This window comes from Aquipuribacter aurantiacus, from assembly GCF_051216895.1.
Classification (GTDB): Bacteria; Actinomycetota; Actinomycetes; order Actinomycetales; family JBBAYJ01; genus Aquipuribacter.
In genome coordinates this window covers 369,459-388,136 of the sequence record NZ_JBPKAO010000001.1, presented here as the reverse complement: position 1 = coordinate 388,136, position 18,678 = coordinate 369,459, and the positions used below count along the sequence as shown (strand labels likewise).

Here is an 18,678-nt window from a genome sequence, read left to right as displayed (position 1 = left end):
CTCCCTCGCCGGCCCCGCTGACACGCCGGGGCTCGACCCGGACCACCGTACCGTCGAGCCGTCGCCCCCCGGACCCGGACGACGAGGCCGCCCGTCAGACCCGGGGCACCAGCGTCAGCAGCGAGGCCTCCGGCCGGCAGGCGAGCCGCACCGGGGTGAACGGGCTCGTCCCCAGCCCGGCGCTCACGTTGACCCAGGACGACCGCGGCGCGCTGAAGCCGTCGCGGGCCGGCACGTCGGAGGGCCACGCGAACAGGCCCTTCGCGTACCGGGGCGGCAGGTCGCAGTTGGTCACCAGCGCACCGAACCCGGGCACGCACACCTGGCCGCCGTGGGTGTGACCGGCGAGCACCAGGTCGGCCCCGTCCTCGGCCATGGCGCTGAGCACGCGCCGGTAGGGGGCGTGGCTCACCCCGATGCGGAGCCCGCTGGCCCGGCGGCCGTGCTCCGGCGGGGGCATCCGGTCCCGCCGCAGGTGGGGGTCGTCCACCCCGACGAAGCGCACCGTGCGGCCCAGCAGCTGCAGGGTGCCGCGGGCGTTGTCCAGGTCGAGCCAGCCCGCCCCGGTGAGCGCACCGGTCAGGTCGGCCGTCGGCAGCGGTGTGGGCCGGAGGTCCAGCTCGCTGGGCCCGAGGAAGTAGCGCAGCGGGTTCCGTAGCTCGGGCGCGTGGTAGTCGTTGGACCCCAGCACGAACACGCCCGGCCGCTCCAGGAGCCCGCCGAGGGCCGCCAGCACGGTGGGCACCGCGTCGACGTGGGCGAGCATGTCGCCGGTGACCACGGTCAGGTCGGGCTCCAGCGCGGCGAGGCCCGCGACCCAGTCCCGCCGGTGGGTGTTCCGGGGCGTCAGGTGCAGGTCGGACAGGTGCAGCACCCGCAGCGGCGCCGCCCCGGGCTCCAGGACGGGGACGTCGACGCGCCGCAGGGCGTGGGCGCGGGCCTCCAGCAACGACCAGCCCAGGACCCCGGCGCCGGTCAGCACCGTCGCCCCGGCCAGGCGTGCGGCCCGGCGGGCGCCGCGCCGGGTGCGACCTGGACCTTGGCCGCCGGGGCCGTCGGGGCCGGTGCGGCCGGGGCGGGTCACGCCCCGGCCCGCCGCCCCGTCAGCTCGGCCGCGACCAGCTCGGCGATCTCCGCGGTGTTCAGCGCCGCGCCCTTGCGCAGGTTGTCACCGCTGACGAACAGGTCGAGCGTGTTGGGGAAGTCCAGCGCCTGGCGGATCCGACCGACGTAGGTGGGGTCCTGCCCGACCACGTCGGCCGGCGTCGGGAACTGCCCGTTCGCGGGGTCGTCCTGCACCACGACGGTCGGAGCCTGCTCGAGCTCGGCCCGGGCCTCGTCGGCGGTCAGCGCCTCGGCGAAGGTGGCGTGGACCGCGAGGGAGTGCGTCGTGACGACCGGCACCCGCACGCAGGTCGCCGACACCTTGAGGTCGTCGATCCCGAGGATCTTGCGGGACTCGTTGCGGACCTTGAGCTCCTCGCTGGACCAGCCGTCGTCCTTGAGGCTGCCCGCCCACGGCACGACGTTCATGGCCAGCGGCGCCCCGAACGGGAAGCGCCCGTCGACGCCGTCGTCCAGCGCGTCGGCCACCGCGCGGCGGACGTCGCCCGGCGCGGTGCCCAGGGTGTCGTCCGCGGCCACGACCCCGAGCTCGGCGCGGAGCCGGTCGACCCCGGGCTTGCCCGCCCCGGACGCCGCCTGGTAGCTGGACACGACCAGCTCGGTGAGCCGCCAGCGCCGGTGCAGCGCACCGAGGGCCGCCATCATGGTCAGGGTCGTGCAGTTGGGGTTGGCGATGATGCCCTTGGGACGGTGCGCGACGGCCTCGGGGTTGACCTCGGGCACGACCAGCGGGACGTCGGGGTCCATCCGGAACGCGCCGGAGTTGTCGACCACGACCGCACCGCGCGCGGCGGCGACGGGCGCCCAGTCGGCGCTGATCTCGTCGGGCACGTCGAACATGGCCACGTCCACGCCGTCGAACACCCCCGGCGACAGGGCCTTGACCTCGACGCCCTCGCCGCGGACCTGCAGCACGGTGCCGGCGGAGCGGGCCGAGGCGATCAACCGGATCTCGCCCCACACGTCGGGACGGCTGCTGAGGATGTCGAGCATGACGGTGCCGACGGCGCCGGTCGCGCCGACCACGGCGAGGGTGGGCCTGCGGCCGGTGGTGGCGCCGCCGGTCGGGCTGCTGGTGGTGGTGGTCATCGTCCTCAGCGTCCTGTCCCGCCGTACACGACGGCCTCGATCTGGTCGGCGTCCAGCTGGAACGCCGTGTGCACCGCGCGGACGGCGTCGTCCACCTTGTCGGCGTGGGTGACGACCGAGATCCGGATCTCGGAGGTGGAGATGACGTCGATGTTGACGCCCGCCTCGGCCAGCGCGGCGAAGAACGTCGCCGAGACGCCGGGGTGGCTGCGCATGCCGGCACCGACGAGCGAGACCTTGCCGATCTGGTCGTCGTACTGCAGCCGGGTGAACCCGATCTCCGACTGCACGCCCTGCAGGGTGTTCATGGCGTCGGCACCGTCGGTCTTGGGCAGCGTGAACGACACGTCGGTCAGACCCGTCTGCGCGGCCGACACGTTCTGCACGATCATGTCGATGTTGACGCCGGCGCGGGCGACCTCCTGGAAGATCGCGGCCGCCTTGCCCGGGACGTCGGGGACGCCGACGACGGTGATCTTGGCCTCGCTGCGGTCGTGCGCGACGCCGGCGATGATGGGCTGCTCCATGCTGCGCTCCTCACTGGGGGCCCCATCCGGCCGTCGGGCCGGGGGATCGAACATGCTGCCGGTGACGGTGGTGCCGGTGCGGTCGGAGAACGAGCTGCGCACGTGCACGGGGATGCCGTAGCGGCGGGCGTACTCCACGCAGCGCAGGTGCAGGATCTTGGCGCCGTTGGCGGCCAGCTCCAGCATCTCCTCGTAGGTGACGGTGTCGAGCCGGCGGGCGGTGGCCACGATCCGCGGGTCGGCGCTGAACACGCCGTCCACGTCGGTGTAGATCTCGCAGACGTCGGCCTCGAGGGCCGCGGCCAGCGCCACGGCCGTGGTGTCCGAGCCGCCACGACCGAGCGTGGTGATGTCCTTGGTGTCCTGGCTGACGCCCTGGAACCCGGCGACGATCGCGATGGCGCCCTCCTCGAGCGCCGTGCTGATCCGCCCGGGCGTGACGTCGATGATCCGGGCCTTGCCGTGGCTGGAGTCGGTGATGACCCCGGCCTGCGACCCCGTGAACGAGCGCGCCTCGTGACCCAGGTTCTGGATCGCCATGGCCAGGACCGCCATGCTGATCCGCTCACCGGCGGTCAGGAGCATGTCCAGCTCCCGGCCGGGCGGGGTCGGGGTGACCTGCTCGGCCAGCTCCAGCAGCTCGTCGGTGGTGTCGCCCATGGCGGACACGACCACGCACACCTTGTTGCCGGCCTGCACCGTACGGACGATGCGCTGGGCGACGCGCTTGACGGCGGCGGCGTCGCTGACGCTGGACCCGCCGTACTTCTGCACGACCACACCCATGGGACGGACCACCTCCGAGGCTCTGGGACGTCAGCCGTCCCGCGCTCCCCCGCTCGGGTGGAGGCGGCCGGAGTCTACCGAGGCTCCCCCACCCTCGATCCGCGGTGCTGCATGCTGGGCGCATGACCGGCTCGGACGGCGCATCGCAGGCGGACGGGATCCAGGTGGTCGGGGTCCGTCGCTCGTTCGGTCCCGTGCACGCCGTCGTCGACATGAGCCTCGCGGCACCCGCGGGGCAGGTCACGGCCCTGGTCGGGCCGAACGGCTCCGGCAAGACCACGCTCATGCTGATGGTCGCCGGTCTGCTGGCCCCCGACGCCGGCACGGTCCGCGTGGCCGGGGCCGACCCCGCCGGCGAGGGCGCGGCGGTCCGGGCCCGGCTGGGCTGGATGCCCGACGTGTTCGGCGCCTGGGACGCGCTGACCGTCGTGGAGCACCTGCAGGTGTTCGCCCGGGCCTACCGGGTGCCGCCCGCGGTGGCCGAGGTCCGGGTGCACGAGCTGCTGCACCAGGTCCGGCTGGGCGACCTGGCCGGCGCCCCGGCCCGGGTGCTGTCCCGCGGGCAGAAGCAGCGGCTCGGGCTGGCCCGGGCCCTGGTGCACGACCCGGAGGTGCTCGTGCTGGACGAACCCGCTTCCGGCCTGGACCCCGGTTCACGCGTGGAGCTGCGCCACGTGCTGCGGGCCCTGGCCGAGCGGGGTCGGTGCGTCCTGGTCAGCTCCCACGTCCTCAGCGAGCTCGACGAGCTCGCCGACAGCGCCGTCTACGTCCTCGACGGGCGGACCGTGGCCCCCGAGGCCCTCGCGAGCGCCCACGCCCGGTCCGGCTGGCGGCTGCAGGGCCCGGACCGGACCGCCCTGGTGACCGCCCTGGCCGCGCGCGGGCTGCACCCCGTCGACGGACCGGCCGGTGCGCTGGACCTCGCCCTGCCCGACGAGCAGCAGGCGGCCGACCTGCTCACCGACCTCGTCACGTCGGGGGTCCGGTTGAGCCACTTCGCGCCCACCGCCGGCCGGATCGAGCAGACGTACCTGGGGCTCACCGGCCCCGACGGCGGGAGGGCCGAGCGGTGAGCGCACCCACGGGCGAGGTCGGGCCGGGCCGCAGCGCGGAGGCGCCGCCGACCTCCTGGGACCGGCCGACCGGCGGCACCCCGACGTGGCGGGTGTCCCGGCACGGGGTGGGGACGGTGGCCTGGCTGGAGCTGCGTCGGCTGATGCGGGCCCGACGGTGGCTGGTGGCGTGGGCGGCGTGGACCACGTTGGTGACCGGGCTGTGCGGTCTGGTGGTGCTGTCGACGGTGACCCTGGGCGGCGCGATCACCGCGGGCACCGGCACGGTGCTGTTCGGCGTCACGGTGCTGGTGGTGCTGTCGTTCGGCCTGCTGGTCGCCCCCGGGCTCGCCGCCACGAGCATCAACGGTGACAGCCGCGACGGGACGCTGGCCACGCTGCAGGTGACGCTGCTGAGCCCCGCCGAGATCGCCGTCGGCAAGCTGCTCGCGGCCTGGTGCGGCACCCTGGCGCTGCTCGCCGGGGCCCTGCCGTCGCTGGTCGTCGCGTTCGCCCTCGGCGGCACCAGCCTGACCCGGCTGCTGGTGATCGTGCTGCTGGTGGGGGTGTCGCTGGCCGTGGTGACCGCCGTCGGGCTGGGCCTGTCGGCCGTGGTCGTCCGGCCGGTCGCGAGCGTCGTGCTGTCGTACCTCGTGGCGTTCTGCCTGGCCGTGGTCTCGCCGTTGCTCGTGCCGTTGTCCTCGGCGCTGCTGACCACGACGGAGACCGTCACCTACGTCGAGCCCGCGGGCTACGACCCGGACACCGGCCGGCCCACCGACTGCGTGGAGCGCCGCTCGCAGGAGAGCCTCCCGCGCACCGACCTGACCTGGTGGCTGCTGGTCACCAGCCCGTACGTGGTGGTCGCCGACGCCGCCCCGCTGCAGCCCGACCTCGACCCTGCCTCGGGGTCCGACGTGCTGCGCGGTCTCGGCGACGTGTCGCGGGAGGCCCGCCTGGGTCCCGACCTGTCGGTGGACTGGTGCAGCGAGCTGGACGACCGGGCCCGCGCGGCGGAGCGCGCCGCGCTGCCCCCGGTCTGGCCGTGGGGCCTGGCGTTCTACGCCGTCCTCGTGGCCGGGTCCACGGCCCTGGCCGTCCGCCGGCTGCGCACCCCGGTCGGCCGGCTCCCCGTCGGCCAGCGCATCGCCTGACCGGGTGCCCTCAGCGGGCGTGCAGGGCCTCGAACTCGGCCTCGGCGGCCACGTCGGCGTCCACGTCGAGCCGGGCGTGGGCCATGAGCGAGACGAGGGCCCGCTGGGCGGCGGTGCCGCGCTGGCCCCAGGTGGCCAGGTAGGCGAACTGCCACCACCACAGCGCCTCCGCGACCCGTCCGGCCTCGAGGTGCCGCAGCCCGTAGGCCAGGTCAGACGCCACCTGGGTCAGGTCGTCGGCGAGGCTGCCGATGGCGACGTCGGAGCCGCCCTGCGGGTCGACGGTCTCGGTGTAGGTGTCCTGGTCCCCGAGCGCCGCGACCAGGCCCAGGCGCAACGGGTCCATGTCCGGCTCCGGCCCGGTGTCGGGTTCGAACCGGTCGGCCGGCACGACGTCGCGCGTGGCCCCCAGCCGGGCGCCGACGGCCAGGATCCGCGACAGCGCCAGGTGCAGCAGGGGGATCGCCGCGCCCTCGCCGTCACCGGCGGCCACGTGGGTCGTGGTGTCGAGGAAGGCCTGGACCTCGGCCGCCACCTCGACCGCCAGGGACACGTCGCCCTCGCTGACGCGGCTCGTGGTGCCCGTCGTGCCGTCACCGGTGTCAGACATCGATCAGTCTCCGTCCCTCGAACGCCCTCCCGAGCGTCACCTCGTCCGCGTACTCCAGGTCTCCACCCACAGGGAGGCCGCTGGCCAGCCTGGTCACCCGCAGCCCCATCGGCCTGACGAGGCGGGCCAGGTACGTCGCCGTGGCCTCGCCCTCCAGGTTCGGGTCGGTGGCCAGGATCAGCTCGGTGACCTGGTCCGAGGCCAGCCTGCCCATCAGCTCTCGGATGCGCAGTTCGTTGGGGCCGATGCCGTCGATGGGGCTGATCGCGCCGCCGAGCACGTGGTAGAGCCCGCGGAACTCCCGCGTCTTCTCGATGGCCACGACGTCGCGGGGCTCCTCGACGACGCAGATGACGGCCGGGTCGCGGCGGGGGTCGCGGCAGATCCGGCAGCGCTCCTCCTCGGACACGTTGCCGCAGACGTCGCAGAAGCGGACCCGGGCCTTGACCTGCGCGAGCACCTCCGACAGCCGGGTCACGTCCTCCGGGTCGGCCTGGAGCAGGTGGAAGGCGATGCGCTGCGCCGACTTGGGACCGACGCCGGGCAGGCGTCCGAGCTCCTCGATCAGGTCAGCGACCACTCCTTCGTACACCCCGTGAGACTACGGCGCCCGGCACCCCCGCCGCGCCCGGCCGCGGGGTCGGCCTCAGGTGCCGTCCGTGCGGTCGTCCTGGATCACCTGCGCGCCGAGCAGCCGGGTGAGCACGTCGGTGCCGTGGCCCGAGCCGTCGACGTCGGCGCTCGGGTCGTCGCGGGACACGACGTCGTCCACGGCTGGTTCCGGCGCGATCGGCTCGACCCGTGGACGGGTGCGGGCCGGGGCCTCCTGCACCGCCGGTGCCCCCGGGTCGCCCCCGCCCGGGGCGGCGGGTCGGGCCGCGGACGGCACCGTCCGGGCGCTGGGGCCGGTGACGACGGGCCACCCGTCCGCGCCCAGGGGGGCCGGGCCGTCGTCGGGACCGGGGTCGGGCTCGGCGGGGCCGGGGTCGACGGGCGGGGCCCCCCCGGCACCACGGCCCCCGACGACCCCGACCGCCTTGCGCTCGACGCCCAGGGTCTCGACCAGGGCCTCCTTGACGCAGTCGGAGTGGCCACGCTGGTTGAACGCGTCGGCCAGCCCCTGGGTGGGGAAGCCGAGGGTGAGGCTCTGGCCGTCCAGGGCCAGGACCTGGGCGTTCTCGCTGACCAGGGTCCAGGTCAGCCGTCGGATGGTGCGGAGCCGGTCGACCACCTGGTCCCAGGTCCGACGGACGACCTCGACCGTGACACCGCCTGCGTCGGTCCCGCCGTCGGGCCCGGACCCCGCCGGGGGCGGGGTCGGGGGGGCCTGCGTCGGGGGCCGGTCCGCCGGGCCGTCGGACCGCGGTGCGGCGGGCTCCCGCGGTGCGGCGGGCTCCCGCGGTGCGGCGGGGTCCCGCGGTGCGGCGGGGTCCCGTCGCGCGGCGGGGTCCCGAGGTGCGGCGGGGTCCCGTCGCGCGGCGGGGTCCCGAGGTGCGGCGGGGTCCTGCGGTGCGGCGGGCGCCCGCGGTGCGGCGGGGTCCTGCGGTGCGGCGGGCGCCCGCGGTGCGGCGGGGTCCTGCGGTGCGGCGGGCGCCCGCGGTGCGGCGGGGTCCTGCGGTGCGGCGGGCGCCCGCGGTGCGGCGGGGTCCCGCGGTGCGGCGGGTGCCCGTCGCGCGGCGGAGGCCCGAGGTGCGGCGGGGTCTCGTCGCGCGGCGGGGTCCCGAAGTGCGGCGGGGTCCCGTCGCGCGGCAGGGTCCCGAGGTGCGGCGGGGTCCTGCGGTGCGGCGGGCTCGCCGGAGCGCTCGGCGGTCCGGTCCGAGGGCGCCGGGGCCGTCCTGGGGTCGAGGGGTCGACCGGCGGTGGCCGGCCAGTCCGGGGTCGCAGGGGTCCCGGCGGTGGAGCCCGGCGCCCCGGCCGCGTCGCGTGGACGCGGCTCGGGCGGGGTCTGGTGGTCCGGGCGCTGCTGGGTGGCGGGCTGCTGCTGAGGGGGCGGTGCTGTCGGCCGGGTCGCCCGCTGCGGCTCAGGCTGCCGCGGCTCGGAATGCCGCGGCTCGGGCGGCCGCGGCTCGGACGGCTGCGGCTCAGGCTGCCGCGGCTCGGAATGCCGCGGCTCGGGCGGCCGCGGCTCGGACGGCTGCGGCTCAGGCTGCCGCGGCTCGGAATGCCGCGGCTCGGACAGCCGCGGCTCGGACGGCCGCGGCTCAGGCTGCCGGGGCTCAGGCTGCGCTGCCGGCGCCGACCGCGGCTGGGGCCGCGGCAACGCCCCGCCCTCGCCCAGCGCCGCCAGCTGACGCTCCAGCCGCTCGACCCGGGTCGGCACCGCACCGTCGTCGTCGGCCCCCACGACGAGCAGCCGCGCGACGAGCAGCTCCAGGAGCAGGCGCGGGCTGGTGGCGCCCGCCATCTCACCCAGGGCGGCGGCGACCACGTCGGCGGCCCGGGACAGCTCGGCGTGGCCGAACCGCGAGGCCTGGTGCCGGAGCCGCTCGAAGGCGTCCTCGGGGACCTCGGGCAGCACCGCGGCCGCCCCCTCGCCCACCCGCGACACGATGACCAGGGTCCGTAGCCGCTCGAGCAGCTCGTTGGTGTAGCGGCGCGGGTCGTGGCCGGACTCCACGGCGTGGTGCACCGACGCGAACGCCGCGGCCCCGTCGACCGCGGCGAGCGCGTCGACCAGGTCGTCCAGCAGCGACTCCGGGACGTAGCCGAGCAGGTTGGTGGCCAGGTGCACGTCGACGTCGCCGTCGGCACCGGCGATCAGCTGGTCCAGCACCGACATCGAGTCCCGCACCGACCCGCCGCCGGCGCGGATGACCAGCGACAGCGCGGCCGGCTCGACGGTGACCCCCTCGCGGCGGCAGACGTCCTCGAGGTGCTGCAGCAGGCGGGCGGGCGGCACCAGCCGGAACGGGAAGTGGTGGGTCCGGGAGCGGATGGTGCCGAGGACCTTCTCCGGCTCGGTGGTCGCGAACACGAACACGACGTGCTCCGGCGGCTCCTCGACCACCTTGAGCAGGGCGCTGAACGCGTCGGTGGTGATCTGGTGCGCCTCGTCGATGATGACGACCTTGTACCGGTCGCGGACCGGGAAGTTGGCCACCCGCTCGCGCAGGTCCCGGGCGTCGTCGATGCCGCGGTGGCTGGCGGCGTCGATCTCGATGACGTCGAGGCTGCCGGTGCTGCCGTTGGCCAGGTCCACGCAGGACGGGCACTGCCCGCACGGCGTGGGGGTGGGCCCCTGGACGCAGTTGAGCGAACGCGCGAGGACCCGGGCGCTGGTCGTCTTGCCGCAGCCGCGCGGGCCGGAGAACAGGTAGGCGTGGTTGATCCGCCCCTTGGCCAGGGCGGCCGTGATGGGGGTGATGGCGTGGTCCTGGCCGACGACCTGCTCGAACGTGTCCGGGCGGTACCGGCGGTACAGGGCGAGGATCGGACGCGCCTCGTCTGCCATGGCCGTCACCTTACGGCGAGCGCCGGACACCCCGCCGCCGTCGGTCCCCAGGCCGGCTCCCGCCGGCCCAGGACGGCCCCGTCCTGGTGGCCAGGCCCGCACCCCGCACAGATCAGTCGCGCGTGCCGACCGGCATCTCGACCGTCGTCCGCTCCCCGCGACGCCCGTAGTAGAGGATCCCGACCGCCAGCGAGAACACCAGCAGCGCGGTCATCCCGAGCAGCAAGGGGGTCGGGCCCGTCGCGGCGATGAGCGGGATGGCGGCCGCGGTGATGAGCCCGCCGCCGAAGAACGGCTCGAACGCGAGCTGCTTGTAGCCGAACGCCTCCATGGCCGGGGTCTTGCCGTCCGGGTCGGCGACCTTGATCAGGATGATGCCCGTCGCGGTGACCCCGAGGGACTGGCCCAGGTCGCCGATCCCGCGCTCGAACCAGAAGTTGGGGATCATGCGCTGCGCGAGGAACGCGAACACACCGAAGTTCCAGGCCAGGCCGGCCCCGGCCAGCAGCAGGAACGGGACCAGGTTGTCGGCGATGGCCTGGATCGACAGCGTGGCGAGGGCGCTGACGATGAGCAGGTCCAGGGCGATGCCCTGCAGCCGCAGCATCATCTGCCGGTCGATGATGCCGGTGCGGTCGAACTTGTCGGCGAACACCTGCACCGCGACACCGCCCAGCATCGCCAGGGGGAACAGCGGGACGAACGCGAAGATCTCGATGGTGTCGGCCCACAGCAGGGTCTCCAGCGCCTGCAGCCCCTCGAGCAGGGCCGCCCCGATGAGGATGGCCACCGCGACGATCGCGAAGTGGATGGCCAGCGGCTCGATGGACGCGCTGCGCACGGTCATGAACGCGGCCGGCGGCTGGTCCTTCTCGTACAGACCACGCTGCTCGGCCAGCGACGCCTTGGCGTCGCTCTCCAGCACCACCGCCCGCCCGGTCCGCACGCCCCAGTTGATGATGGCGATGCCCACCACGACGCCGGACACCACGCCCACGGTGGCCAGGCCGAGCGCGAGGTCCTGCCCCTCGGCGAACCCCAGCTCGGCGAGGGTGTCGCCCAGCCCGGCCGCGGTGCCGTGGCCGCCCTCGAAGCCGATCTCGATGAGCGCCCCGGAGATCGGGCTGAGCCCGAACACCGGCACGAGCACCAGGATCGCCAGCAGCAGGCCGATGACGTACTGCCCCGACGCCATCGTGACCCCGAGGGCCAGCTGTGGTCCGGCCAGGTCCGCGGCGTCCTTGACCTTGGGGATCTTCTCGCCCAGGAACAGGGTCGCGAAGACGACCGAGATCAGCAGCCCGGGCAACGACGACCACACCTCGAGGAACGAGGCCGGCCAGAGCCCGCCGCCCAGCAGGGAGTCCTCGCCCGCCCCCAGGGCCACCGCGGCGGCGCCGACGACCTCCGGCCCGACCAGCAGCGCGATGAACCCGCCGATGATGGAGCTGGGCAGGAAGAGCTTCTGCGCCGTGCGCGACCTGATCCGGATCAGCTTGGCGACGAGCAGCAGCACCCCGAGCACGAGCAGGCTGAGCCCGATGGTCTCCGGCGACATGGTGGTCCCCCGTCCGTAGTGGCCGCCCACCTTCCCGGCTGGCACCGCCCGTGACAAGACCGCCACGCATCGTGCCCGGTGGTGGTCTACCGGCCGGTCACCCCGTCCAGGTAGTACCAGCGACCCCCCTCGCGGACGAAGCGGCTCACCTCGTGCTGGGACCCCCGCCCCCCGGGCGAGCGGTGGAAGGCCTCGAACGCCACGGTCCCCTCGTCGTCGAACATGCCGCCCGCGGTGGTGGCCAGGACGTCCAACCGGTACCAGCGCAGGTCCGGGTCGAGCTCGAGCGACGACGGACGGGTGCTGCGGTGCCAGGTCCGCAGCAGGTGCCCCACGTCCCCGACGGCGAAGGCGCTGTAGCGCGAGCGCATCAGCTGCTCGGCCGTGACGGCTCGGGAGTGGTCGACGTGGACGGGCCGGCAGCACCGGTCGAGGGGCAGTCCGCTCGAGCAGGGGCAACGTTCCATGACGGCATCATGGGGCCGCTCCGGTGGACCGCCGACCCCCGGGACCTCCGTAGTCTCGACCGGTGACGACTCCCCTGGACGACCTGACCCGAGCCCCCGACGTCCAGGCCCCGAACCTGGTGGCGGTCGACGCCACGGACCGCTTGCTGCTCGACACGGCCGCCGAGACGGTGGCGGACCTGGCCCCGGGGCAGGTCGTCGTGGTCGACGACCAGTACGGGGCGCTGACCGTCGGGCTGGCCGCCCTGCACGGCGCCACCGGGGTGCGGGTGCACACCGACCGGCTGACCGGCGAGCTGGCCCTGGCGACCAACGCGGCCCGTACGGGGGTCACCGACGCCTACTCCGTGCACGGGCTCGACGCCGGTCTGCTCGGCGGCGCGCGACTGGTGCTGCTCCAGCTGCCCCGGAGCCTGTCCGCCCTGGACGAGGTCGCCGCCGCGGTGGCCCGGTGGGCCGCGCCCGACGTGACGCTCCTGGCCGGCGGCCGGGTCAAGCACATGACCCGGGCGATGAACGAGGTGCTGGCCCGTCACTTCGACGACGTGACCGCGGGCCTGGGCCGGCAGAAGTCGCGGGTGCTGACCGCTCGCGGGCCCCGGCCGGCAGCCGACGGGACCGCGACGTACCCCGAGACCGAGCACCACGCCGACTACGACCTGACCGTCGCCGCGCACGGGGCCGCCTTCGCCGGCACCAAGGTGGACCTGGGCACCCGGTTCCTGCTGGAGCACCTGCCGCGCATGAAGCCCGACGCCGTGGACGTCGTCGACCTGGGGTGCGGGACCGGCCTGGTCGCGTGCGTGGTCAAGCGCGCCCGGCCCGCCACGCACGTCCTCGCCACGGACGAGTCCGCGGCCGCCGTGGCCTCGACCCGCGCCACCGCGGCGGCGAACGGGCTCGAGGTCGCCGTGGTGCGCGACCTGGGCCTGTCGCAGCAGCCCGACGCCAGCGCCGACCTGGTCCTGCTCAACCCGCCGTTCCACTCCGGCGCCACCGTGCACCCCGGCGTCGCCCGACCGCTGTTCGCCGAGGCCGCGCGGGTGCTGCGCCCCGGTGGCGAGCTGTGGACGGTCTACAACTCCCACCTCGAGCACAAGGCGACGCTGGCCGGGATCGTCGGGCGGACCGAGCAGATGGGCCGCAACAAGACGTTCACGGTGACGCGCTCGGTCACCGCCTGAGCCACGACGCGCGAGAGGCCCGCCCTGCAGGTGGCAGTGACGGGCCTCTCGACCGCGGAGGATGGGGGATTTGAACCCCCGAGGGCGTTAACCCAACACGCTTTCCAAGCGTGCGCCATAGGCCGCTAGGCGAATCCTCCGTCGGTAAGGGTACTGGAGGTCCGGCGGCACTCGGTCCGCCCCGGGCGCCGCCCACGGGCGTGCACCGGCAGCCGCTCCCGGTTGCTACCCTCGTGGACGACCCCCCGTGTGGCGGCACCCTGCTGAACTCCCCCAGGGCCGGAAGGCAGCAAGGGTACGTGGGCTCTGCTGGGTGCACGGGGGGTCCTTCGTGCGCCGGTGACCTGCACCCGCGGCAACGATCCGATGTCGATCGGTGTCCTCCGAAGCGGGGACGGGGAGATCCCGCCCGGTCGTCGTATCCTCGGGCCGTGATCTTCAAGCGGGTGGGCCACGTGCGTCCGTACCCGGACCACGGCCGGTACTCGGCCAAGGACTGGGCCGACGTGCCGCCTCGCCCTGTCCGCCTGGTCGAGCTGGTCACCACCAAGCGCACGCTGGACCTGGAGCAGCTGCTCGACGAGGACTCGACGTTCTTCGGCGACCTGTTCCCGCACGTCGTGCAGTGGCGCGGCGAGCTGTACCTGGAGGACGGCCTGCACCGGGCGGTCCGCGCGGCCCTCGGGCAGCGAGCAGTCGTCCACGCCCGCGTGCTGGTGCACGAGGGCTAGGCCGGAGGACCCCGACATCTTCAACCGCAGACGCCCCGAGCCGCCGCCGGAGCCGGACTGGGACGACCCCCTGTGGGTGCCCCAGCCGGTCGAGCGCTGGATCGAGCCCGAGGAGATCGTCCACCGGCAGCGACGTCGTCGTGGTCGTTGGCGAGCGCTCCGCCACGCCGTCGTCCTCCTCATGATCATCCTCGCCGTGGGCGGGGTGGGCGTGGCCGCCGGCGGGGCGGTGCTCGGTCGCTGGGACCTGCCGTGGTCCCCCGCCCCGAGCAACCAGGCCTCCGCCACGGCCGAGCCGTCGACCGCCGCGCTGGCCTGCGAGCCGGCCGTCGTCACGCCCGCCGGGGTCGCCGGGACCAGCGTCGAGGTGCTGAACGCGACCTCGCGCAGCGGGCTGGCCGGCACCGTCGGCGACGAGCTCGAGGTCCGTGGCTTCACGGTGGTCGACGTCGGCAACTTCGCCGGCCCCGTGGCCGAGCCGGCCCAGGTGCGGTTCCCGGCCGGGGCCGAGCCCGCCGCCCTGGCCGTGGCCGCGCACCTGGAGGGCGCCGTCGTCGTGGCGGACCCGCAGGTCACGGTGGTCACCGCCGTGCTCGGGGACGCCTGGACCGGGGTCGCGACGCTCGACCAGGCCGTGGCGACCGCCCAGGTGCCGCAGCCGTCGGTCATCGCCTGCGCCGCCGGCGCGGAGGCCGAAGCCGTCGGCTGAGCGGTCCCCGGCTCTCAGCCGGTCTGGCCCGCCCGGTCCCCCAGGACCGGCAGCGTGGTCTTCTCCCGGTGCTCCAGCACCAGCGACGTGTGCTCGGCCACCACGTTGTCGAAGGAGGCGATGTCGTTGAGCAGCCGCTCGCCCAGGCTGGTCACGTCGGCCGCGGACAGGTGCACCAGCACGTCGTAGGTGCCCGTGGTCAGGCTGATGCCGACCGTCTCGTCCAGCTGCCAGACGGCGTCGATGAACGCGGCCACGACCTCGCTGCTCTTGGGCTGCAACCGGACCGACACGACCGCGCGGACGGTGCGCCCCAGCGCCCGGTGGTCGACGACGGCGTGGTACCCCGTGATGACGCCGGCCTCCTCGAGGCGACGCACCCGGGCCAGCATCGTCGACGGCGCGACCCCGGCCAGGTCCGCCAGCGCCTTGTTGGACCGACGGGCGTCGCGCTGGAGCTCGGCGAGGACGAGCCGGTCCAGCGCGTCGAGGGCTAGGGGCATGACCTGACGCTAGTCGGGCGCCCCGGGCGTGAGCGCACGGCCGGTCGGCCCGGGGCCGCGGCGCAGGCCCCGACGACTGTCGTCACCGTGGGTGCACCCCCGGGGTGTGCCCACCTCGCGCCGTGCTCCCAGACACCCCGGCGCTCAGCCGCCGTACCCGGCCATCGCCTCCTGGACCGCCACCCGGTACTCCGCGACGCGACGTTCCTTGAGCGCCTCGTAGCCGCGGACGGTGTCGGCCATCCCGGCGATCTCGACCGCTCGCGCGTGGCTGCCGGCGGACAGGCCCGCCACCAGGCGTGCGACGAGCCCGACGTACTCGCCGACCAGCGCGCGCTCGGTACGACGCATCTCGGTCGCCCCGAACGGGTCGAGCCGGGTGCCCCGCAGCCGCTTGCCCCGCGCCAGCGCCGAGAACGCCGGCCGGGTGCGGTCGTCGAAGCGGATCTTGCCGCGGCGTCCGAGCGCCTTGAGCATCGGCGGGTGCAGCAGGAACGAGCGCGACCCGGTCCCGGCCTCGGCCGCCGCGGCGTCGGCCTCCGGCAGCAGCATGAGGCGCGCCACCTCGTACTCGTCCTTGTAGGCCATCAGCTTGTGCAGCGACCGGGCGACGGTGGTGGTCAGCTCGTCGTGCCCCTCGCCGACCAGCTCGCGCTCGGCTGCGGCGACCCGCTGGACGACGTCCAGGAAGCGGACGGAGTACCTGGCGTCCTGGTAGCCGACGAGGTCCGCGGCCAGCATCCGGACGACCTCGGCCAGGTCGTCGTGCAGGCCCAGGCCGTCGACGCGACGACGGAGCGCCCCGGGCAGCGGCGGGGTCGACAGCATCTCGCCGGCGGTGACGCGACGGTGGGCGACCTCGGCGTCGACCCGCTCGGGGTCGGCGGCCCAGGCGCGACCCCAGTCGAACGCGGCCAGGTTGGCCTCGACCGCGACACCGTTGAGCTCGACGGCGCGGCGCAGGCTGGCCACGCCCACCGGTACGGCCCCGGTCTGGGTCGCCGCCCCCAGCACGAGGACGTTGGCGTAGGCGGCGTCGCCCAGCAGGACGCGCGACATCCGGCTCGCGTCGCCGGCCAGCAGCCGGCTCGACGCGGCCCGCAGCCTGGTCGTGACCTCGCCGTCGGTGGGGTACGCGATGGACGGCTGCGACACCATCCGACCGGTGGGCGTGCGGGTGGTCGACAGCACGACGCGGGTGGCCCGCGGGTCGCAGGCGGCCAGCACCGGGTCGCTCGCGCCGACCAGCCCGTCGAAGGCGAGCAGGGTGGAGGTCTGGCCGTCGCCGATCAGGTTGGTCGAGGCCGCACCGTCGCGGGTCAGGACGACGTCGCTGATCACGGGGCCGGCCTTCTGGGAAAGGCCCGTCTGGTCGAGCCCGCTGACGTCCCAGCCGTCGAGCATGGCCGCGGTCCCCAGCATCTGGGCCACGGTGACGACACCTGTGCCGCCGATGCCGGCGAGCCGGATCCGCACGACGTCCTCACCGGTCGGTGCGACGGGCTCCGGCAGCTCCCACCCCGGACCACCACCCGCACCACGTGCCGTCGCGTCGGCCGGACCGACGCCGGGTGCCGTCGCGTCGGAACCCTCGGACACGTCGATCTCCATGAACGCCGGGCAGTCGCCCTTGACGCAGGAGAAGTCGAGGTTGCAGGAGTCCTGGTCGATCCGGGTGCGGCGCCCCAGCGGGGTGTCGACCGGCTGCACGCTCAGGCAGTTGGACACCGCGCCGCAGTCGCCGCAGCCCTCGCAGATGCGGGGGTTGATCGCGATCCGCTTCGGGGGCGTCTCGACCCGGCCGCGCTTGCGCCCGCGTCGGAGCTCCGCGGCACAGGGCTGGTGGTGGATGAGGACGGTGACGCCGTCGACGGCGGCGAGCTCGGTCTGCACGTCGACGATGTCGTCCCGGTCGCGGACGTCGACCTCGCGCGGCAGCCCCGCCCGGTCGTAGTCGCCGGCGTCGGGCGCGGTCACGACGACCCGCTTCGCGCCGAGCGCCAGCAGCGTCGTGGCCAGGGCGGGCACGCCGACGCTGAAGGTGGCGTCCTGCCCGCCCGTCATCGCCACGGTGTCGTTGTAGAGGATCTTGAACGTGATGCGGGCGCCGGCGCCGATCGCGGCCTGCACGGCCAGCTGACCGGAGTGGAAGTAGGTGCCGTCGCCGAAGTTCTGCACCACGTGCTCGGTCTCGACGAACGGGCTCATCCCGATCCAGTGGGCGCCCTCGTTGCCCATCGCGGTGATGCCGAAGGTGTCCCCGACCAGCGCGGGGTCCATCAGCAGGCTCATCCCGTGGCAGCCGGTGCCGGCGCCGACGAGCGTGCCGTCGGGGACCTTGGTGCCCCAGTTGTGCGGGCAGCCGGAGCAGAAGAACGGGGTGCGCTGCGTGGACAGCGGCAGCAGCGAGCCGACCTCGATGCGCTCGCGGGGCGGCGGCGTCAGCCGCTCGGCCAGGCGCTGCGACAGCCGGGCGCGCAGGGCCTCGACGATGGCGTCGGCGTCCATCAGGCCGTACTCGTGGAGCAGCTCGACGCCCGCCTCGTCGCGCTTGCCCACCACGCGGGGACGGTGGTCGGTGTCGTACAGGACCTCCTTGATGAGGCCCTCCAGCGTGGGGTTCTTCTCCTCCACGACGACGATCTCGTCGAGCCCGCGTGCGAACCGGCGGACCAGCTCGCGGTCGAACGGCACCGGCATCCGCAGCTGCAGCAGCCGGATCCCCGCGTCGGCCAGGTCGGCGTCGCTGCTCAGCCCGAGCCGGCGCAGCGCCTCGCGGGTCTCGTAGTACGTGTAGCCGGTCGACACGATCCCGATCCAGGCGTCGTCCGGGTCGACAGGGGTCCGGTTGAGGTTGTTGAGGACGCCGTAGCGGTAGGCCAGGTCCTGCCGGACCGTCCGGAACTCCTTCTCGACCGCGATCATGCGGGCCGAGCCCAGGAACACCGCCGACGGGTGGCGCTCGACGGCGTCCCAGCCCTCCGGCATGACGGGGTCGGCGTCCAGGACGGGCAGGTCCACGGTGCCGACGGCGTCCGCGACCGGGGTGACGATCTTCATGGCCGCCCACAGCCCGCAGGCGCGGCTGATGGCGACGGCGTGCAGGCCCAGCTCCAGGCACTCCGCCGGGGTGCCGGGGTACAGGATCGGCATGTGCAGGTCGACCAGGGCGGCGTCGCTGCTGGACGGCATCGTGCTGGACTTGGCGGCCGGGTCGTCGCCGACCAGGGCGACGACGCCGCCGTGCTGGCTCGTGCCGGCGAACACGCCGTGACGGATGGCGTCGGTCGCCCGGTCCAGGCCGGGGGCCTTGCCGTACCAGATGCCCAGCACGCCGTCGTAGGTCGCGTCGGGGCGCGAGGCCGCCAGCTGCGAGCCCATCACGGCCGAGGCGCCGAGCTCCTCGTTGACGGCGGGGCGGTGGACCAGCGGCAGGTCGTCGTGCAGCCGCTTCATCCGGGCGACCTCGAGGTCGTACCCGCCCAGCGGCGAGCCGGGGTAGCCGGACAGCAGGGCGGCCGTGCTCAGCCCCGCGGCCCGGTCGCGGCGCAGCTGCTCGATCGGCAACCGGGCCAGGGCCTGGATGCTGCTCATGATGACCCGGCCCGAGTCCTTGGTGTACCGGTCGTCCAGGCGGTAGCCGTCGGCGGTCGCCGCCGTCGGCGCCGGGTCCACCCTCGCGCCGGCCTGGTCGCGGGTGTCCGCGGTCTCCGTCATTAACGACCTCCTCGT

General features: G+C 74.8%; 15 protein-coding genes, 1 tRNA gene and 1 other RNA gene. 6 read left to right on the top strand and 11 right to left on the bottom strand.

The genetic code is table 11. The features are described from left to right. Positions 1-94 precede the first annotated feature (94 nt). From ACR80Q_RS01890 to ACR80Q_RS01880, 3 genes are read right to left on the bottom strand one after another with little or no spacing between them, the layout of a single operon-like run. Complete coding sequence (locus tag ACR80Q_RS01890) at positions 95-1,084, bottom strand: metallophosphoesterase (protein ID WP_435375846.1); 990 nt, start codon at positions 1,082-1,084, stop codon at positions 95-97. After that, the gene (locus tag ACR80Q_RS01885; RefSeq protein WP_435375845.1) at positions 1,081-2,214 is read right to left on the bottom strand and encodes an aspartate-semialdehyde dehydrogenase; all 1,134 of its coding nucleotides are present in this window, start codon (positions 2,212-2,214) and stop codon (positions 1,081-1,083) included. The genes ACR80Q_RS01890 and ACR80Q_RS01885 overlap by 4 nt, the downstream gene beginning before the upstream one ends. A 5-nt stretch (positions 2,215-2,219) precedes the next feature. Continuing rightward, the gene (locus ACR80Q_RS01880; RefSeq protein WP_435375844.1) at positions 2,220-3,527 is read right to left on the bottom strand and encodes an aspartate kinase; all 1,308 of its coding nucleotides are present in this window, start codon (positions 3,525-3,527) and stop codon (positions 2,220-2,222) included. Positions 3,528-3,649: 122 nt separating this feature from the next. On the opposite strand from ACR80Q_RS01880, the gene ACR80Q_RS01875 reads away from it, so the two are divergent. Continuing rightward, positions 3,650-4,600, top strand: coding sequence for an ABC transporter ATP-binding protein (locus tag ACR80Q_RS01875; protein ID WP_435375843.1), 951 nt, complete (start codon positions 3,650-3,652; stop codon positions 4,598-4,600). After that, positions 4,597-5,733 (top strand): ABC transporter permease, encoded by a 1,137-nt coding sequence (locus ACR80Q_RS01870; RefSeq protein ID WP_435375842.1) that lies wholly within the window; start codon positions 4,597-4,599, stop codon positions 5,731-5,733. Before ACR80Q_RS01875 ends, ACR80Q_RS01870 begins: the two co-directional genes overlap by 4 nt. A 10-nt stretch (positions 5,734-5,743) precedes the next feature. Here the strand turns inward: ACR80Q_RS01870 and ACR80Q_RS01865 are convergent, their stop codons facing one another. The 5 genes from ACR80Q_RS01865 to ACR80Q_RS01845 form a co-directional block, all read right to left on the bottom strand. After that, positions 5,744-6,343, bottom strand: coding sequence for a DUF5063 domain-containing protein (locus ACR80Q_RS01865; RefSeq protein ID WP_435375841.1), 600 nt, complete (start codon positions 6,341-6,343; stop codon positions 5,744-5,746). Then, positions 6,336-6,935, bottom strand: coding sequence for a recombination mediator RecR (recR, locus tag ACR80Q_RS01860; RefSeq protein WP_435375840.1), 600 nt, complete (start codon positions 6,933-6,935; stop codon positions 6,336-6,338). The genes ACR80Q_RS01865 and recR overlap by 8 nt, the downstream gene beginning before the upstream one ends. Before the next feature lie 54 nt (positions 6,936-6,989). Then, positions 6,990-9,794 carry a DNA polymerase III subunit gamma and tau gene (locus ACR80Q_RS01855; protein WP_435375839.1) on the bottom strand — a complete coding sequence of 935 codons (2,805 nt, stop codon included), beginning with the start codon at positions 9,792-9,794 and terminating at the stop codon, positions 6,990-6,992. Between the two features lie 112 nt (positions 9,795-9,906). Further along, positions 9,907-11,352 (bottom strand): sodium/glutamate symporter, encoded by a 1,446-nt coding sequence (locus ACR80Q_RS01850; RefSeq protein ID WP_435375838.1) that lies wholly within the window; start codon positions 11,350-11,352, stop codon positions 9,907-9,909. A gap of 86 nt (positions 11,353-11,438) precedes the next feature. Beyond that, positions 11,439-11,819, bottom strand: a complete 381-nt coding sequence (locus tag ACR80Q_RS01845; RefSeq protein ID WP_435375837.1) for a YchJ family protein — start codon at positions 11,817-11,819, stop codon at positions 11,439-11,441. Between the two features lie 62 nt (positions 11,820-11,881). Here ACR80Q_RS01845 and ACR80Q_RS01840 point away from each other — a divergent pair, with 62 nt between their 5' ends. Further along, positions 11,882-13,003, top strand: coding sequence for a class I SAM-dependent methyltransferase (locus ACR80Q_RS01840; protein ID WP_435375836.1), 1,122 nt, complete (start codon positions 11,882-11,884; stop codon positions 13,001-13,003). 55 nt (positions 13,004-13,058) lie between these two features. On the opposite strand, the gene ACR80Q_RS01835 is transcribed toward ACR80Q_RS01840, so the two are convergent. Further along, positions 13,059-13,143: transfer RNA gene (locus tag ACR80Q_RS01835), tRNA-Ser, on the bottom strand. Positions 13,144-13,239: 96 nt separating this feature from the next. Here ACR80Q_RS01835 and ffs point away from each other — a divergent pair. From ffs to ACR80Q_RS01820, 3 genes are all read left to right on the top strand, one after another. Beyond that, positions 13,240-13,336: signal recognition particle sRNA small type (gene ffs / locus ACR80Q_RS01830), an RNA gene on the top strand. Between the two features lie 98 nt (positions 13,337-13,434). Then, positions 13,435-13,734, top strand: a complete 300-nt coding sequence (locus ACR80Q_RS01825) for a type II toxin-antitoxin system VapB family antitoxin (RefSeq protein ID WP_435375835.1) — start codon at positions 13,435-13,437, stop codon at positions 13,732-13,734. 76 nt (positions 13,735-13,810) lie between these two features. Next, a complete protein-coding gene (locus tag ACR80Q_RS01820) occupies positions 13,811-14,443 on the top strand; it encodes a LytR C-terminal domain-containing protein (RefSeq protein ID WP_435375834.1) in 633 nt (210 codons plus the stop codon). A 14-nt stretch (positions 14,444-14,457) separates the two neighbouring features. On the opposite strand, the gene ACR80Q_RS01815 is transcribed toward ACR80Q_RS01820, so the two are convergent. Both ACR80Q_RS01815 and ACR80Q_RS01810 read right to left on the bottom strand, forming a co-directional pair. Beyond that, a complete protein-coding gene (locus tag ACR80Q_RS01815; RefSeq protein ID WP_435375833.1) occupies positions 14,458-14,946 on the bottom strand; it encodes an Lrp/AsnC family transcriptional regulator in 489 nt (162 codons plus the stop codon). A gap of 144 nt (positions 14,947-15,090) precedes the next feature. Beyond that, entirely contained in the window at positions 15,091-18,663 is a 3,573-nt protein-coding gene (locus ACR80Q_RS01810; RefSeq protein WP_435375832.1) for an indolepyruvate ferredoxin oxidoreductase family protein, read from the bottom strand. Positions 18,664-18,678 lie beyond the last annotated feature (15 nt).

Excerpts from the sequence above, each read along its gene's own strand:
- ACR80Q_RS01845 (WP_435375837.1), bottom strand. The coding sequence starts at position 11,819 with ATGGAACGTTGCCCCTGCTCGAGCGGACTGCCCCTCGACCGGTGCTGC.
- ACR80Q_RS01865 (WP_435375841.1), bottom strand. The coding sequence starts at position 6,343 with ATGTCTGACACCGGTGACGGCACGACGGGCACCACGAGCCGCGTCAGC.
- ACR80Q_RS01855 (WP_435375839.1), bottom strand. The coding sequence starts at position 9,794 with ATGGCAGACGAGGCGCGTCCGATCCTCGCCCTGTACCGCCGGTACCGC.
- ACR80Q_RS01885 (WP_435375845.1), bottom strand. The coding sequence starts at position 2,214 with ATGACCACCACCACCAGCAGCCCGACCGGCGGCGCCACCACCGGCCGC.
- ACR80Q_RS01875 (WP_435375843.1), top strand. The coding sequence starts at position 3,650 with ATGACCGGCTCGGACGGCGCATCGCAGGCGGACGGGATCCAGGTGGTC.
- ACR80Q_RS01810 (WP_435375832.1), bottom strand. The coding sequence starts at position 18,663 with ATGACGGAGACCGCGGACACCCGCGACCAGGCCGGCGCGAGGGTGGAC.
- ACR80Q_RS01850 (WP_435375838.1), bottom strand. The coding sequence starts at position 11,352 with ATGTCGCCGGAGACCATCGGGCTCAGCCTGCTCGTGCTCGGGGTGCTG.
- ACR80Q_RS01880 (WP_435375844.1), bottom strand. The coding sequence starts at position 3,527 with ATGGGTGTGGTCGTGCAGAAGTACGGCGGGTCCAGCGTCAGCGACGCC.
- ACR80Q_RS01815 (WP_435375833.1), bottom strand. The coding sequence starts at position 14,946 with ATGCCCCTAGCCCTCGACGCGCTGGACCGGCTCGTCCTCGCCGAGCTC.